This is a genomic window from Candidatus Villigracilis affinis, from assembly GCF_016705895.1.
In the GTDB taxonomy this organism is placed as follows: Bacteria; Chloroflexota; Anaerolineae; order Anaerolineales; family Villigracilaceae; genus Villigracilis; species Villigracilis affinis.
In genome coordinates, this window is record NZ_JADJKT010000006.1 from 18,505 (window position 1) to 33,184 (window position 14,680).

At 53.7% G+C, this 14,680-nt stretch carries 13 protein-coding genes; all 13 read left to right on the top strand.

All coding sequences use genetic code 11. From position 1 onward, the window contains the following. Positions 1-298 precede the first annotated feature (298 nt). The 13 genes from IPI86_RS03890 to IPI86_RS03950 all read left to right on the top strand — a co-directional run bounded on the left by IPI86_RS03890 (position 299) and on the right by IPI86_RS03950 (position 14,647). The gene (locus tag IPI86_RS03890; RefSeq protein WP_345296672.1) at positions 299-1,621 is read left to right on the top strand and encodes an MFS transporter; all 1,323 of its coding nucleotides are present in this window, start codon (positions 299-301) and stop codon (positions 1,619-1,621) included. A gap of 68 nt (positions 1,622-1,689) precedes the next feature. Beyond that, complete coding sequence (locus IPI86_RS03895; protein ID WP_345296673.1) at positions 1,690-2,640, top strand: alpha/beta hydrolase; 951 nt, start codon at positions 1,690-1,692, stop codon at positions 2,638-2,640. Between the two features lie 35 nt (positions 2,641-2,675). Then, positions 2,676-4,391, top strand: a complete 1,716-nt coding sequence (locus IPI86_RS03900) for a CocE/NonD family hydrolase (protein ID WP_345296674.1) — start codon at positions 2,676-2,678, stop codon at positions 4,389-4,391. 5 nt (positions 4,392-4,396) lie between these two features. Beyond that, entirely contained in the window at positions 4,397-5,185 is a 789-nt protein-coding gene (locus IPI86_RS03905) for an enoyl-CoA hydratase-related protein (protein ID WP_345296675.1), read from the top strand. A gap of 67 nt (positions 5,186-5,252) precedes the next feature. After that, positions 5,253-5,711: a hypothetical protein gene (locus IPI86_RS03910; protein ID WP_345296676.1), complete on the top strand. Its 459-nt coding sequence runs from the start codon at positions 5,253-5,255 to the stop codon at positions 5,709-5,711. After that, on the top strand, positions 5,668-6,408 hold the full coding sequence (locus IPI86_RS03915) for an enolase C-terminal domain-like protein (protein ID WP_345296677.1): 741 nt from the start codon (positions 5,668-5,670) through the stop codon (positions 6,406-6,408). Before IPI86_RS03910 ends, IPI86_RS03915 begins: the two co-directional genes overlap by 44 nt. Positions 6,409-6,414: 6 nt before the next feature. After that, positions 6,415-7,230, top strand: coding sequence for an agmatinase (speB, locus tag IPI86_RS03920; protein WP_345296678.1), 816 nt, complete (start codon positions 6,415-6,417; stop codon positions 7,228-7,230). Then, a complete protein-coding gene (locus IPI86_RS03925; RefSeq protein WP_345296679.1) occupies positions 7,227-8,207 on the top strand; it encodes a uroporphyrinogen decarboxylase family protein in 981 nt (326 codons plus the stop codon). The genes speB and IPI86_RS03925 overlap by 4 nt, the downstream gene beginning before the upstream one ends. Further along, positions 8,200-9,387, top strand: a complete 1,188-nt coding sequence (locus IPI86_RS03930; protein WP_345296680.1) for a cytochrome P450 — start codon at positions 8,200-8,202, stop codon at positions 9,385-9,387. The genes IPI86_RS03925 and IPI86_RS03930 overlap by 8 nt, the downstream gene beginning before the upstream one ends. Positions 9,388-9,400: 13 nt before the next feature. Continuing rightward, on the top strand, positions 9,401-10,117 hold the full coding sequence (locus tag IPI86_RS03935) for a TetR/AcrR family transcriptional regulator (protein WP_345296681.1): 717 nt from the start codon (positions 9,401-9,403) through the stop codon (positions 10,115-10,117). After that, positions 10,099-11,664 (top strand): AMP-binding protein, encoded by a 1,566-nt coding sequence (locus IPI86_RS03940; RefSeq protein WP_345296682.1) that lies wholly within the window; start codon positions 10,099-10,101, stop codon positions 11,662-11,664. Before IPI86_RS03935 ends, IPI86_RS03940 begins: the two co-directional genes overlap by 19 nt. Before the next feature lie 107 nt (positions 11,665-11,771). Further along, a complete protein-coding gene (locus IPI86_RS03945) occupies positions 11,772-13,217 on the top strand; it encodes a serine hydrolase (protein ID WP_345296683.1) in 1,446 nt (481 codons plus the stop codon). Further along, on the top strand, positions 13,214-14,647 hold the full coding sequence (locus IPI86_RS03950) for an aminoacyl-histidine dipeptidase (RefSeq protein ID WP_345296684.1): 1,434 nt from the start codon (positions 13,214-13,216) through the stop codon (positions 14,645-14,647). The genes IPI86_RS03945 and IPI86_RS03950 overlap by 4 nt, the downstream gene beginning before the upstream one ends. Positions 14,648-14,680: the final 33 nt, after the last annotated feature.

The window sequence follows — 14,680 nt, forward strand, 5'->3', positions numbered from 1 at the left end:
AATTCAAAAATCATGCGAACCCATTTTTAATTGTGGTCGCATCGCCAAAGACATTCAAAATCACTGTATTGCAATTCGATCGATGTTGTTTTTGACACAGACACGTGTACGGGGGAGATGAGGGAATTATTTTTAAATGCTGAGGATGGCCATAATGATGGGATGGAAAACGCGTTAAGAGGGTATTCTTTTTGATTCCCCAAATTGCCTCTTGACTCGTAACTTTTTTTCATGTATTCTGTTTTAACGATTGAACAAAAAACTGAACAATTGTACAAAAAAAAGGAGAGAGAGAGCCATGTCCCACATCAAGTTGAGTTGGCGAAACATCATCATCGCCGCGACACTGCCCGCCGTGATGGAAGTTATCTGGCAGTTGTATAACACCTATGTCCCTGTCTATTTACAGGCAGGTAACCCCGCCTTCACCGAAGCGGGAGCCACCACCGTCGGCTTCGGGCTTGGACCCGCGCTAACAGGTTTTATCCTCGTCTTTGACAACATCGCAGGCTTGTTCATCAGTCCCATCGTTGGCGCGTGGAGCGACAGTCTGCGCTCAAAATGGGGGCGCCGTATGCCGTTCATACTTTTTGGTTTACCACTTGCAGTCGCCGCATTCATCTTTATCCCGCTCATCCCTATGGGCATCGCCCCTGAACTCAATGGGCAGACGGGTCAACTGACAGGCTTGCTCATCCCCTTCATCATCTCACTCTTCCTTGTATTGATTGCGTTCGCAGTTGTCCGCCCGGTAGCGGATGTATTGATGTTCGATGTGACGCCGTCACCCCAACGCGCCACTGCCAACGGGATTGCAGGAGCGATCGCAGGTCTGCTCGTTGTGATCACCGCCCTGGCTGGCGCGGCGCTCTATGACGTGTACGGACCGCTTCCTTTCTGGATCGCAGCTGGTCTTGCGCTTCTGATCTTTATCTTCACTTGGGCATTTGTCAAAGAACCTGAAGAACTTGCAAGTGCCAAGGAACTTGCGGGTGAACCATTCAACCTAAAAGGCATCATTGCCTTCTTGCGCGGACTTCCCAAAGAGCACGCCAGCAGTCTGAAATATTTACTCCTCAGCAACCTGCTCGCATATGTGGCACTCGCCCAAATGCAAGCCTTCCTCAGCTCCTACGGTGTCTTCTCCCTCGGCATGGAAGAATCTTCCGCCGCCATGCTCGTTGCCATCCCTGCGCTGGCGTTCATGGTGATGGCTGTGCCTTCTGGTTTGATCTCTAACAAAATCGGACGCAAGACAACCCAAATCATCGGCTTGGTCGGGTACGCCATCGGCGCCCTCGTTATCTACCTCTTCCCCAACGCGACCATGCTCAACGTCGGCTTGCTCATCTGCGGTCTGACCTGGCCCCTCGCCAATGTCGTCCAAGTCGCCATGATCGTGGACAGTGCTCCCGTCGAAACATTGATGGGAACCTACACAGGTCTGCGCCAGATCGCCGTGACCCTCGGCTTCATCATCGGACCCATCCTCGGCGGGACTCTCGTCGAAGCCATGGGCAATGACTACCGCTGGGTCTGGCTCATCATGTTCGTCTTCCTCGTCCTCGCCACCGTTGCCATTTTGCCTGTGACGAAGGGTGAAGCGAAGAAAGAGTTGTAGTAATGTTGACAAGTTAGCAGGTTTGAAGGTTTTAATTTTCAAACCTGCTAACATTCAAACCTTCCAACATGATTGCCCTTTACGTCGTTCTTGCCATTCTCATCTTACTAACCATTTATGTGGTATATGCCAACCACGCCTACAACCACGTCCTGCCTCAATCCCGCCCCTGCGTGGACTGTGCGACTCCCGTCCGCGTCAACGGCTATGACTTGTACTACCGAGAACTCGGCACGGACAAAGGTTTGCCGCCCGTCATCCTCGTCCACGGCGGACCTGGTCACTCGAGCCTGAGTTTCAAGAACGGATTCGACTTCCTCGCCGAGCAGACCCGCGTCATCTTCTACGACCAGCGCGGATCAGGCAATTCGCAGATCAAGCCGAATCCAGAAGACTACACCATCGAGCAACTGGTAGAAGAACTCGAAACCCTGCGTCGTGACGTGGTCAAAGCGGATAAGGTCATCCTCGTCGGTCATTCCTTCGGCAGCGCCTTGGTTCAACGCTATGCACTCAAATATCCTGAACACGTCGAGAAGATGGTTATCGCGGGCGGGATTCGAATCAACAACGGCATGAGCAACCGTTTCGTGTGGAAATATTTTGGCGGATTGCTATACTCCACCGCCCTCGGCTTCCCTCCCGCGGATTCAAAATCCGCAGACGCATGGTTTACCAAATCATCTGAAAAAGATAATCCCAACCGCATGTTCAACAAATCAAATATAGCCATTCTCCAAGACACTGGTACACTCTCATTCGCCCCATGGCGTGAAATTTCTTTTTCACTTGTTGGCTACGATTACAAAAAAGAACTCAGCCAATTACAAGTCCCAACCCTCTTCATTTACGGCACAGCGGACTCACCCTACACAGGCAAACCCGTCGCGGATGAACTCTGCGCCACACTCCCCAACTGCCAATCCGTTGAATTCACCCAAAGCGGACACTGGGCATTCCTCGAAGAACCAGAAAAGTTTCAGCAAGTCATTCGTGACTTCCTACTTCCTAATCCCTAATTCCGCATTCATCATTCTGCATTCTTCATTCCAAAATGACCTTCCCCTCCACCTCCCCCCTCCGCCCTCCGCAATACAAAGGCTCCACCGAGCAGACGCTTTACATTCCCATGCGCGATGGGACTCGCCTCGCCGTTGACCTCTACCTCCCACGCGGACTCACGCCCGAAACCAAAATCCCCGCGCTCTTCGCCGCCACACGATATTGGCGTGCGCAACAACTCAAAGCGCCGTTCTCTTGGTTTCTCTCTCTGCCTGACTCCGCTCGTAACTTCTTCACCGCCTTTGGTTACGCCATTCTCCGCATTGACATGCGCGGCACGGGCGCATCGGAAGGGAATCATCCCCACCCGTGGTCAGCGACCGACCTCACCGACCTTTACGATTTAACCGAATGGGTCACCCAACAACCGTGGAGCAACGGGCAGGTTGGCGGCTTCGGAAATTCGTATCAAGCCACCACCGCTGAAATGCTCGGCGCATGCGTACATCGCGCCGTCACCTCCGCGCTTGTGCGCTTCAACGAGTTCGACGTTTACACCGACATCGCTTTCCCTGGTGGCGTGCCCAACGAGTTCATGCTCACGCAATGGGCAGATTACAACCGCGCCCTCGACGCGAATCAACTTCCCAAAAGCATGAGTACGCTCGAAAAGATTCTTGTCAAAGGTGTCAAGCCCGTTGGCAACCATGCCATTCCCAAACATACCAACCAGCAAGTGGATTCCGCACTGCGTCACATGACCTTCCGCGATGACCTCGACCCCGAGCTCAACATCCGCATGGATGACATCAGCATGTTCAATCGTCCAACCAATCACACCCTCGACCATTGGGGCAGTTGGTTCGACGCCGCCACCGCGAACGCCGTCATTCATCGCTTCGCCAACAATCCCCGCCCGCAGCGCGCGGTCATCGGTGCGTGGAATCACGGCGCAACCCAACACATCGGCGCGAAGGAAAATCCATTTCCATTGCTCGCGCAAATGAAAGAGTCCCTACGCTTCTTCGACAATCCACCCGCGACCCGCGAGTTGCATTACTTCACCATCTTTGAAAATGAATGGAAATCGACGCCTGAGTTTCCACCTGCGGGTTTGACCTCCACCCGATTCTTTTTCCAACCCCAAAGCGGACTCTCCTCGCTTCTTCCCCCGCCCGCGCCTGCTGACCGCTACCAGACAGATTTCAACGCCTCAACAGGACTCAACAACCGCTGGCAAACTGAACTCGACCAGCGACCTGTAAAGTATGCGCCCATCAAAGGACAACTCGCGTACACATCCGCGCCGCTTGAACAGGATACCGAAATCACAGGCTATCCCATCGTGACGTTGTTCGTCAAATCCACTCACGACGATGGCAACTTCTTCGTCTATCTCGAAGCGATTGATGAACAAGGCAATGCGCATTACCTCACCGAAGGAATGCTGCGTGCCATCCATCGCAAAGTTTCAACGGACACGCCGCCCTACAAACAATTCGTTCCCTATCATTCCTTCAAACGGAAGGACGCCATGCCGCTTATCCCTGGCGAAGTGGCAGAAATCACCTTCGGGTTGAATCCCATCTCGGCGCTGATTCGCCGCGGATGGAAGTTGCGAGTATCCCTCTCAGGCGCAGACAAAGACACCTTTGCCAGAATCCCGCTCACGAATAGTCCGAGCGTGGAGATAATGCTTGGCGGAGAACAAGCCTCCTTCATCGAGATTCTGCTAAAGGTCAGACCAGAGTCCCAATCCTCAAAATAAAAAACATGACAGACATCCTCTACGAAACCCAAGACCAAATTGCCGTCATTACGTTCAACCGCCCCGAAGTGTTGAATGTGTTTCGGCGCAGCATGTTCCAAACGTTGCTCAACCTGTTCGAGAAAATTGAGAAGGACGATTCCATCCGCGTGATCTTGTTGACGGGTGCGGGGCGGGCGTTCTCGGCAGGCATTGACCTCGATGAAGTATCGCACCTGTTCGATGGCACGATGACAATGGAACAGGCGCGCGCCGAGTTGAACGAAATGCAAGAGTTGACACGCCGCATGGTGAACATGCCGAAGCCGATCATCTCTGCCATCAACGGCGTGGCGGTGGGCGTCGGCGCGGAAGTTGCGATCTCCAGTGACATCCGCATTGCATCGCAAATGGCGTCGTTCGAATTCGCCGAAGTGAAACGCGGACTGTTCGAGACCAACGGAGTCATGCATCGTCTGCCGCGTCTCATCGGCATGGGACGCGCCGCGCAAGTGATGTTGACAGGCGAAAGAATTTCTGCGCAATCGGCAATGGACATGGGTTTGGTCACGCGCGTGCTGCCGACTGAAATGCTCATGCGCGAAGCATTGGAAACCGCACGGTCATTGGCTGCGAATGCCCCCATCTCCATGCGCTTGGTCAAACAGGTCTTGCATAAATCGTATGACCTCGATCTGGAGTCGGTCATGACGCTCGAAACCGAAGGCACGCTCGAATGTATCGCCAGCGAAGATCTGAAAGAAGGCGTGACGGCTTTCTTGGAGAAGCGCGTGCCTGTGTATAAAGGAAAATAACCAATACACAGAGAGCACGGAGATAAAAGAAAAACCTGTGTTCTCCGTGGAAAACTTTAAAGGTCTTATGCCAACCATCACAAAAATCGAAATCATCGACCTCAACATCCCCTTCAATCACCCCTTCAAAATCGCATTGGCGGTGATGAACAGTGCCCACAACATCATCGTCCGCGTGCATGACAGTGACGGATTGATTGGCGTAGGCGAAGGCGTTCCATCGCGCTTTGTGACAGGCGAAGACGCCGACAACGGATTTGAATCTGCCAAACTGTACGCGCAACTGCTCATCGGCAAAAATCCGTTGGAGATTGACACACGCCTGCGCGAACTTGAACAGTTCATGCTCAAGAATCCCGCCATCCGCTGTGCGTATGACCTCGCGCTCTATGACCTGCTTGCCAAACATGCGAAACTTCCATTGTATGCTTTGCTCGGCGGAACAAAGCAAGTCCTTTACTCCAACCGCACCATCGGCATTGATGAACCCAACAAAATGGCTGCCAACTGCGAAACAGCATGTTGAGAACGGCGTGAAGGCATTGAAAGTCAAGGTCGGCACGGGACGTAATGAAGACCTCGCGCGGATTCGCGCCATCCGTGAAGCAGTCGGTAGCGGCGTTCCCATGCGGCTCGACGCAAACCAAGCCTGGGACGAAATCACCGCCATCAACGTCCTCACAGCACTGGCAGAATACGAAATCGAAGTCTGCGAACAGCCGCTGCCGTATTGGAACATCGAAGGCTTGAAGCGAGTCCGCGAGCGCAGTCCCATCGCCATCATGGCAGATGAATCCATCTTCGACGCGCACGACGCTTTCCGTCTCGCCTCTCTCGGTGCCGTGGATTATTTCAACATCAAACTCGCCAAGTCCGCGGGCATTCATGGCGCATTGAAGATCAACGCCATCGGCGAAGCGGCTGGAATCAAATGTATGCTCGGCGGCATGTCCGAGTCGCTCATCGGAGTCAGCGCGGGCGCGCATTTGGTCTGTGCCTGCCCGAACATCGCTCTGCACGACCTCGACTCTCCCTTCCACTTTGCCGAAGAACCCTCCATCGGCGGCGTGGACTTCCAACCCAACGGCACGGTGACTCTCTCCGACGCTCACGGTCACGGCGCGGATGTGAGTCCTGAGTGGATGGAGAAGAGCAAGAGAGTAGTGATAAGTGAGAATAGTGAATGGTTTTCCTTCGTGAAACTTCGTGTTCTTCGTGGATAAAAAACTATGAATAAATTCCCTCTCTTTCCTTCTCCTGCAAAAATTGGATTACTCGGCGTGGCATTCGATGAAAACTCATCATACAAACGCGGCTCGGCATTGGCACCGCAGAGAATCCGCGAAGCCTTCTTCTGTGACTCATCCAACCTGTGGACGGAGAACGAAACCTATCTCGGCGCAGATGGACTCTTTGCAGACATGGGCGACATCACACCGTCAGCGGAGAGAATGCCCATAGAGACCGAACAAGCCGCAGGTAAATTATATGAAGCGGGGCTGAAGGTCATGGCATTTGGCGGCGACCACTCCGTCACCTATCCGCTGGTAAAAGCCGCAGCGAAGAATCATCCCAATCTCACCATCCTGCACTTCGACGCGCACCCCGATCTATACGATGACTTTGAAGGCAATCCGCATTCACACGCCAGTCCCTTTGCGCGGATTATGGAAGCGGGCTTGGCAAAGCGGCTCGTGCAAGTGGGCATTCGCACCATCAACGGACATCAACGCGAGCAAGCCAAGCGTTTCGGCGTGGAAGTGCTGACCATGCAGCGTTGGCGCGATGTCTTCAACCTGCAATTTGACTCGCCGCTTTACATCACCTTCGACATGGATTGTCTCGACCCCGCCTTCGCGCCTGGCATATCGCACCGCGAACCTGGCGGGCTGTCCACGCGCGAAGCGTTGAGCGTGATTCAGTCGCTCAATGCAAACATCATCGGCGCGGATGTGGTGGAACTCAACCCCACACAAGATGTTTCGGGTGTCACTGAGATGGTGGCGGCGAAAGTGTTCAAAGAGATCGTTGCGAAGATGTTATGAACTCACGCGAATTAGTCCACGCTGTGCTTGCAGGAAAAACTCCAGACCGCGTGCCGCGCTTCGAGGTTTGGATCGATGGCATGTTCGATGAACTCGGTGTCACTGACCCTTATCGCGCATATGCCGAATTGGGTCAGGATGGAATCCTCATGCCATACCAAACTCCAACAGACAGCAACGCCTGGAAAGATGGCGTGGATGAATTCGGGCGTGTGTGGAAAAAGGGGATGTATTTTTACGGCGCCGTGCAAACAGCGGATGACCTCAAGCAGTACACGCCTTCATTGAGTTATGCGGATCGTTTCTTCGACGTGAAGCGGGTCGCTGACATTCGGACGAATTATCCACACCTTTGCCTTTTCTTCGGCACGCATATCGGTCCATTCATGGGAACGTATATGGCAATGGGCATGGAGAACATGTTCCGCATGTTCAAGAAGGATATGTCCTTTGTCCATGCCGTGATGGAAGCGCGCACAGATTGGTGCATTGAAATATACAAACGCGCTGCAGAACTCGGCGCGGAGTTGATCGTGATGGGTGATGACGCTGCCCACCGCGGCGGCTCGATGATTTCCCCGACGATGTGGCGCGAGTTGGTGCTGCCCTATCATCAGCGCGTGGTGCGGGAACTTTCTGTGCCTGTCATCTGGCATAGCGATGGCAAGATGGACAAGTTGCTGCCCTTCGCCGTTGAGGCTGGCTTTGCTGGCGTGCATGGACTCGAAACGCTATCTGGCAATAAGTTGGATGAAGTCAAAGCCCAATATGGCGACAAACTGATTCTGATCGGCAACGTGGATATCAATCTATTCTTTGAACCAAACCTCGAACTCATCCGCGCCGATGTGAAGCGCAGTTATGAGCAAGGCGGCAAAAGCGGATACATGATCTCGTCTTGCAACAGCATTTACCCTGGGATGAATCCCGAAGCCTTGCGCGAATATTTTCGTTGTCAGGGAGGGATTGATGACTAATGCCTCCCGCTTCCCTCTCGGTGCAAAGTTGACTCTCGACCAGTTGAGCGTTGACCCATACCCGCACTACCGCCTCTTACTTGACCGTGAGCCTGTCACCTGGGTTCCCGAAGTGAATCTCTGGTACGTGACTCGGCGCGATGATGTCATCGCTGTGCTCGATAATGCGGAAGCCTACACCGTCCAATCGCCGCATTCGCTTTTGGATGAAACCTTTGGCACGATGATGCTCTCCACCGAAGGCGACCTGCACCAGCGGATGCGAAGTCCGTTCGCAGGAGCGTATGTTCCGAAAGTAGTGCGGGCGTCATCTTCTGCTTTCATTGAACAAAAAGCCAATGAACTGATCGATAGATTCATCGCAGGCAGAGAAACGGACTTGGTCAAATCCTTCTCCGACCCGATAGCGTTGTACGCGGTCACGGCTTCGCTCGGCGTTCCCATCGTGGACTTTGCCCAACTGCGTCACTGGTACGATGACTTTGCCGCTGCGTTGAGCAACTTCCGCCACGACCCTGCGGTGCGGGAGCGTGGTCAACGAACGGCGAAGGAATTTGGCGCACAACTTGCGGAGCACATCGCCCATCTACGCGTTGAGCCTGATGACAGCCTGCTCAGTCATCTCATCCATGACCCGAACACAAACTTGAGCGAGCGCGAGATCATCTCGAATATTTTCGTCATCATCTTCGGCGGGTTGGAAACAACCGCCGCCATGTTCTCAAACACGGTTTGGGCGTTGCTCAATCATCCCGACCAATTTGACGAAGTGAAACGCGACCCTGCCAAGTTGATGAAGTCCGCTGTGGAAGAAACCCTGCGCTGGGAATCTCCCGTGCAGACCGCCACCCGCCATGTGACTCAACCCATCACCGTCCGCGGCGTGGATTTTGCAGTGGGCGATACCGTTCAATGCATGTTGGGAGCCGCCAACCGCGACCCCGAATTTTTCACCGACCCCGACCGCTTCGACATCCACCGAGCGAATGCTTCTCACCATCTCGCCTTTGCCCGCGGACGACATCACTGTCTCGGCGCGTCGTTGGCGCGTTTGGAAGGTGAGATCGGCTTGCGCGTGTTATTCGAGCGTTTGCCGCATTTGCACTTAAAATCAACTCACCCTTCCGCGCCGCATGGACATGAATTTCGCGCCGTGCCCAAACTCATGGTGGAATGGTGAAAGGATAGCAACTATGCCAGCCAAAAGTAAACCTGTAGAAGAGAAGAAGACCTTCATTGAAGAAGCCCGCCGCAAACAGATCATCGACGCGGCGTTGCAGACGATTGCCGAGCAAGGCTATACCCAAACGTCCTTTGCGGAGATCGCCAAGAGTCTGGGAATCACCAAGGGACTGATTGCCTATCACTTCAACGGCAAGCATGACCTCATCACTTCTGCCATTCATACGATCTTGAATCGACAGGGCGCATACATCCGTGGACGGGTGGAAGAAGAGACAAAAGGCAGCGCCAAACTGCGCGCCTACATCGAAGCCAGTTTCGAGTACATCTCGCAGAACCGTTCGCAGTTCGTGGCGCTGGTGGATCTGTGGGGCAGTTTTACCTCACCTGAAGAGAAGAAAGCATTCAGTGACTCGGCGTATGACCCGTGCCGCGCTCATCTCAAGAAGATCTTCCGCATTGGCGTGGAGCAGAAGGAATTTGCGAAGTTCGATGAGCAGAGCATGGCGTCTATCATTCAAGGCGCAATCGACGGAATCATGCTGCAATGGGTCTTTGACCCGAAGGCAGTGGATTTGCAAGAGTCCAGCCGTGAGTTGAGTGAGATGTTTGTGAAGCGGTTGAAAAAAATTAACCACAAAGGCCGGAGACACAGGTCTGAAACCCTCTGTGTTCTGTGTCCAATGAAAAAGCCAAAGGAGAAGCGTGCATGGAGTGGAAGAGTTTAGGTCATTTGGTAGAGAGCGCGGCAGAGCGGTTTGGAGAGAAACCGTTATTCATCTTTGAAGACAAGCCGCTTTCGTTCGCGGAAGTGGATCGGCTGACGAACAAGACGGCGAACGCGCTGAGATCCGTCGGCGTGACGAAGGGCGAGCGCGTGGCGGTGATGCTGCCCAACGGCGTGGACTTCCCCATCGTCTGGTTTGCGCTGGCGAAGTTGGGCGCGGTCATCGTGCCTGTCAACATCAACTACCACGACCATGACCTGACTTACACACTCGATGATTCGCAGGCGGGATTCTTTGTCGTCCACGAAAATTATCTGGAGCAATGGGAGCGGGTGCGGGCGCACTTGCCGTCGGTGAAGGAAACGCTTCTCGTGACTGAATCAGGCTCAAAGTCCGATTGGAGGCGTTTGGTGGATGAGTCATCCGACTCGTTCGAGTCATCCAATGTCACGGGCGAAGATTTGCTCAACATCCAATACACATCTGGCACGACGGGTTTTCCGAAGGGCTGTATGTTGCAGCAAAAATATTGGATGCAGATCGGGCAGGTCGCCGCGGATTATTTTGGGCTGACGCCCGCCGAGTGCAACCTGACCGCGCAGCCGTTCTATTACATGGACCCGCAGTGGAACACGGTGGCGAGTTTGATCGGCGGCGCGCCGCTGGTGATCCTGCCGAGATTCTCGCCGTCGCATTTTTGGGGCGAAGTGATTCGACATAACGTGACCGTGTTGTATTTGATCGGTACGATGCCGTTCTTTTTATTGAAGATGCCAGAGGATGCCGCTTTGGAGCGCGGACATCAATTGCGCATGATCCTGTGTTCGGGGATTCATCCGAAGTTCCATGCCGAGTTTGAGCGGCGCTGGGGCGTGCCGTGGCGTGAAGCGTTCGGCATGACCGAAACGGGCGTGGACTTGATCGTTCCGCTCGATGATGCGGACAGTGTGGGCAGCGGCGCGATGGGCAAACCGATTGCCACGAAGCAAGCGCGGGTAGTGGACACGGATGGAAACGATGTGCCCGATGGAAGTGTGGGCGAGTTGATCCTGCGCGGCGAGCCGATGATGACGGGTTATTGGAACAAACCCGAAGCGACTGCTGAAACAATGAAGAATGGCTGGCTGCACACGGGTGACATGGTCACGAAAGATGCGAAGGGATATTTCCACTGGCAGGCGCGCTTGAAGGATACGATCCGACGCGCGGGTGAAAATATTTCATCGGTGGAAGTGGAAGGCGTGTTGATGGAACATCCCGCTGTGAAAGTGGCGGCGGTGGTGCCCGTCCCTGACGAGTTGCGCGGCGAAGAAGTGAAGGCGTATATCGTGTTGAAGGCAGGACATACCCAGGAAGATACGCCGCCTGAATCCATTTTGGATTATGCGCGCGAGCAGTTGGCGTATTTCAAAGTGCGGCGATTTATTGAGTATGCCGATGATCTTCCGCGCACGCCATCGGAACGAGTCGAAAAACATAAGTTGGTGAAATTGAAAGCGGATCTGCGTGTTGGAAGTTACGACGCGGTTGACAAGGTTTGGCGATAAAGCAATTAAACACAAAGGACACTAAGGGCACGAAGTAAAAAAAATAGATCGGCTCTTTGGTTTTCCTTTGTGTACTTTGTGCCCTTCGTGTTTAAAAAAGGAATCAAATGAACACACAACAACTCAACGAAACAATTTCAAAAACGCTCACCGCATGGAACATCCCTGGCGCGGCGGTGGCGGTTGCTCAAGGCGATGAGATGTTCGCGCAAGGCTACGGCGTGCTCGAAGCGGGCAAGCCCGAAGCCGTGAATGCCGACACCATCTTTGCGATCGGTTCCACCACCAAAGCCTTCACCTCCGCGCTGATCGGCATGTTGGTGGACGAAGGCAAACTCAACTGGGATGACCCCGTTGTCAAGCACCTGCCCGACTTTCAACTCTACGATGACTGGGTCACCAAGAACGTCACCGTGCGCGATCTGCTCTGTCACCGTCTCGGCTTGGAACGCGCCCAAAAACTTTACTATCATCGCGGATACGACCAGCGCGAAATCATGCGCCGCATGCGCTACCTCAGACCCACATCCAATTTCCGCACGCAGTTTCAATACGCCAATCAACAATACGGCGTGGCGGGTCTGCTCGTCGAAGCGGTCACTGGCAAGTCATGGGACGATTTCATCACCGAAAGAATTTTCAACGCGCTGAACATGTCCCGCTCGTTCAGCGGCTATGATCGAATCACCGACCACAAAAATTTTGCGTCCCCGCATGCCGTTGCCGATGAAACCTATCCTGCGGGTGTGCGCTTCCTCGGCTATCAACAGTCCACCGATCAATTCAAAATTGTCCACGAACCCGCTGGCTCCATTCACACCACAGCCAACGATCTCGCGCAGTGGCTCAAAGCCCTTCTGCAAAACGGCGCGCCGCTCCTTCAACCCAACACCTTCAACGAACTCACCACGCCGCAGATCGTCATGCAAGATGTGCTCAACTCCGAACTCGCGCCGCTCGCCTATCTTCAACCCGCCACGCATTTCTGGACGTACGCGCTCGGTTGGTGGGCAATGGATTATCGCGGCGAAAAAGTTCTCATGCACGGCGGTCAAATGCCTGGCTACAACTCCGCCGTCGCTTTTTTCCCGCAGCGCAAACTCGCGCTCGCCGTCATGGTCAACGTCCATCAAACCCTCGCCCACGCCGCGCTCTTCTACGCCATCTCCGATATTCTGCTCGATAAGCAAGACCGCGACTGGTCATCCGAATTTCAGATGGTGGCGCAGGGATACATGGCAGAAGTCAAAGGTCAGGTGGATGAAATGCGCCTCGCTCGTAACCCGAACCTGCCTCCGTCCAATAAACTGGATTCCTACACTGGGACATTTTCCAACGACCTCTTCGGCGAGATGACCGTGACGCACAAAGACGACTCCCTGCAACTCACCTACGGAGCCAACACCGCCACCCTCGAACACTGGCAAGGTGATACCTTCCTCGCGCATTGGAATCTCAAAGCCTTCCTCGATGACTCAATGATTGCGTTCTCGCCTGATGGCAAGACCATGACCCTGCTCAATGACCGAGCCGAATACAGGAAATTATCATGAACCCCACCGAACTCATCCTCAAGAATTTTGAAAAAGTATCATCCATCCCGCGCGGTTCAAAGAACGAAGCGGCGATTCGCAACTGGCTCATCGAATGGGCGGCAGAACACAACTGCACTTCCAGGGTAGACGCGGCGGGGAATCTCGTCATCTACGCCCCTGCCAGCCAGGGATATGAAGACCGCCCGACGTTAATTTTGCAAGGTCACATGGACATGGTCTGCCAGAAGACACTTGAGTCTACGCATGATTTCACAAAAGACCCCATTCAACTCATCCGTGACGGTGATTGGATCCGCGCCAACGGCACCACCCTCGGCGCGGACAACGGCATTGGCATTGCGTTGATGATGTCATTGGTTGAAGATGAATCCGTCAAGCACCCGCCACTGGAATTGCTGCTGACCGTGGAAGAAGAAATGGGTGTCGTTGGTGCGGATAACCTTGACCCGTCGCTGCTTTCGGGCAAAACGCTTATCAATGTCGATTCGGAAACCGAAGGTGTGTTTACTGTTGGTTGTGCGGGTGGTGGAAGTGTGAACATCACATTGCCAGTTACATGGGAGATGCAGAAGCAGGATGAAGTGGCTTTTGGGTTGAAGGTCAGCGGTTTGCAGGGCGGGCATTCTGGCGAAGACATCAACAAATTCCGCACCAATGCCAATAAACTCATCGCTCGTCTGCTGGATGAAATTCAACGCAACACCCCTATTCGATTATCCACGCTCAGAGGCGGGACGGCGCGTAACGCCATTCCCCGTGATGCGGAAACGGTGTTCGTCTGTGCGAAGGAACATGTGGCACTATGCAAGGAAAAATTCTCAGCCATTCAAGACACCGTCCAAAGTGAACTTGCCAAAACAGAGACTGGGCTTGTGCTCACTTTGAACGAGATCAACAGTAAATCTATTCGTGTCATTAGCCAATCAGAAACTCAAGCGGCGATCCGATTGTTGATGGCATTGCCGCATGGCGTTTCATCCATGTCTGCGGATATGCCTACTTTTGTTGAAACGTCCAACAATATCGGCGTGATGGAATTGAAAGAAGATGGGCTGTCCATTATCTCGAACCATCGCAGTTCGGTCTTTTCGAGATTGGAAGAAATTACCAGACGAGTCGAAACCGTCGCATGGCTGGCAGGCGCAAAGACCGAAAGAACGAAGATATTCCTGCCCTGGCAGCCAAACATGGAATCCCCGCTCCTCAAGCAATGCGTCGACACGTATCGCGGCATCGTCGAAGAAGACCCCAAGATCGAGCTCACCCACGGCGGACTCGAATGCGGCATCATCAGCGACCGCTGCGGCGGGCTGGATACGATCTCAATGGGACCGACCATCAGAGATTTGCACTCGCCAGAGGAACGGTTGTTTGTTCCGTCGCTGGCAAAGACCTGGAAATTACTACTAGGAATATTGGGTTTATAAATTCAATCTTGTAATGTTTCCACCTACGTATGG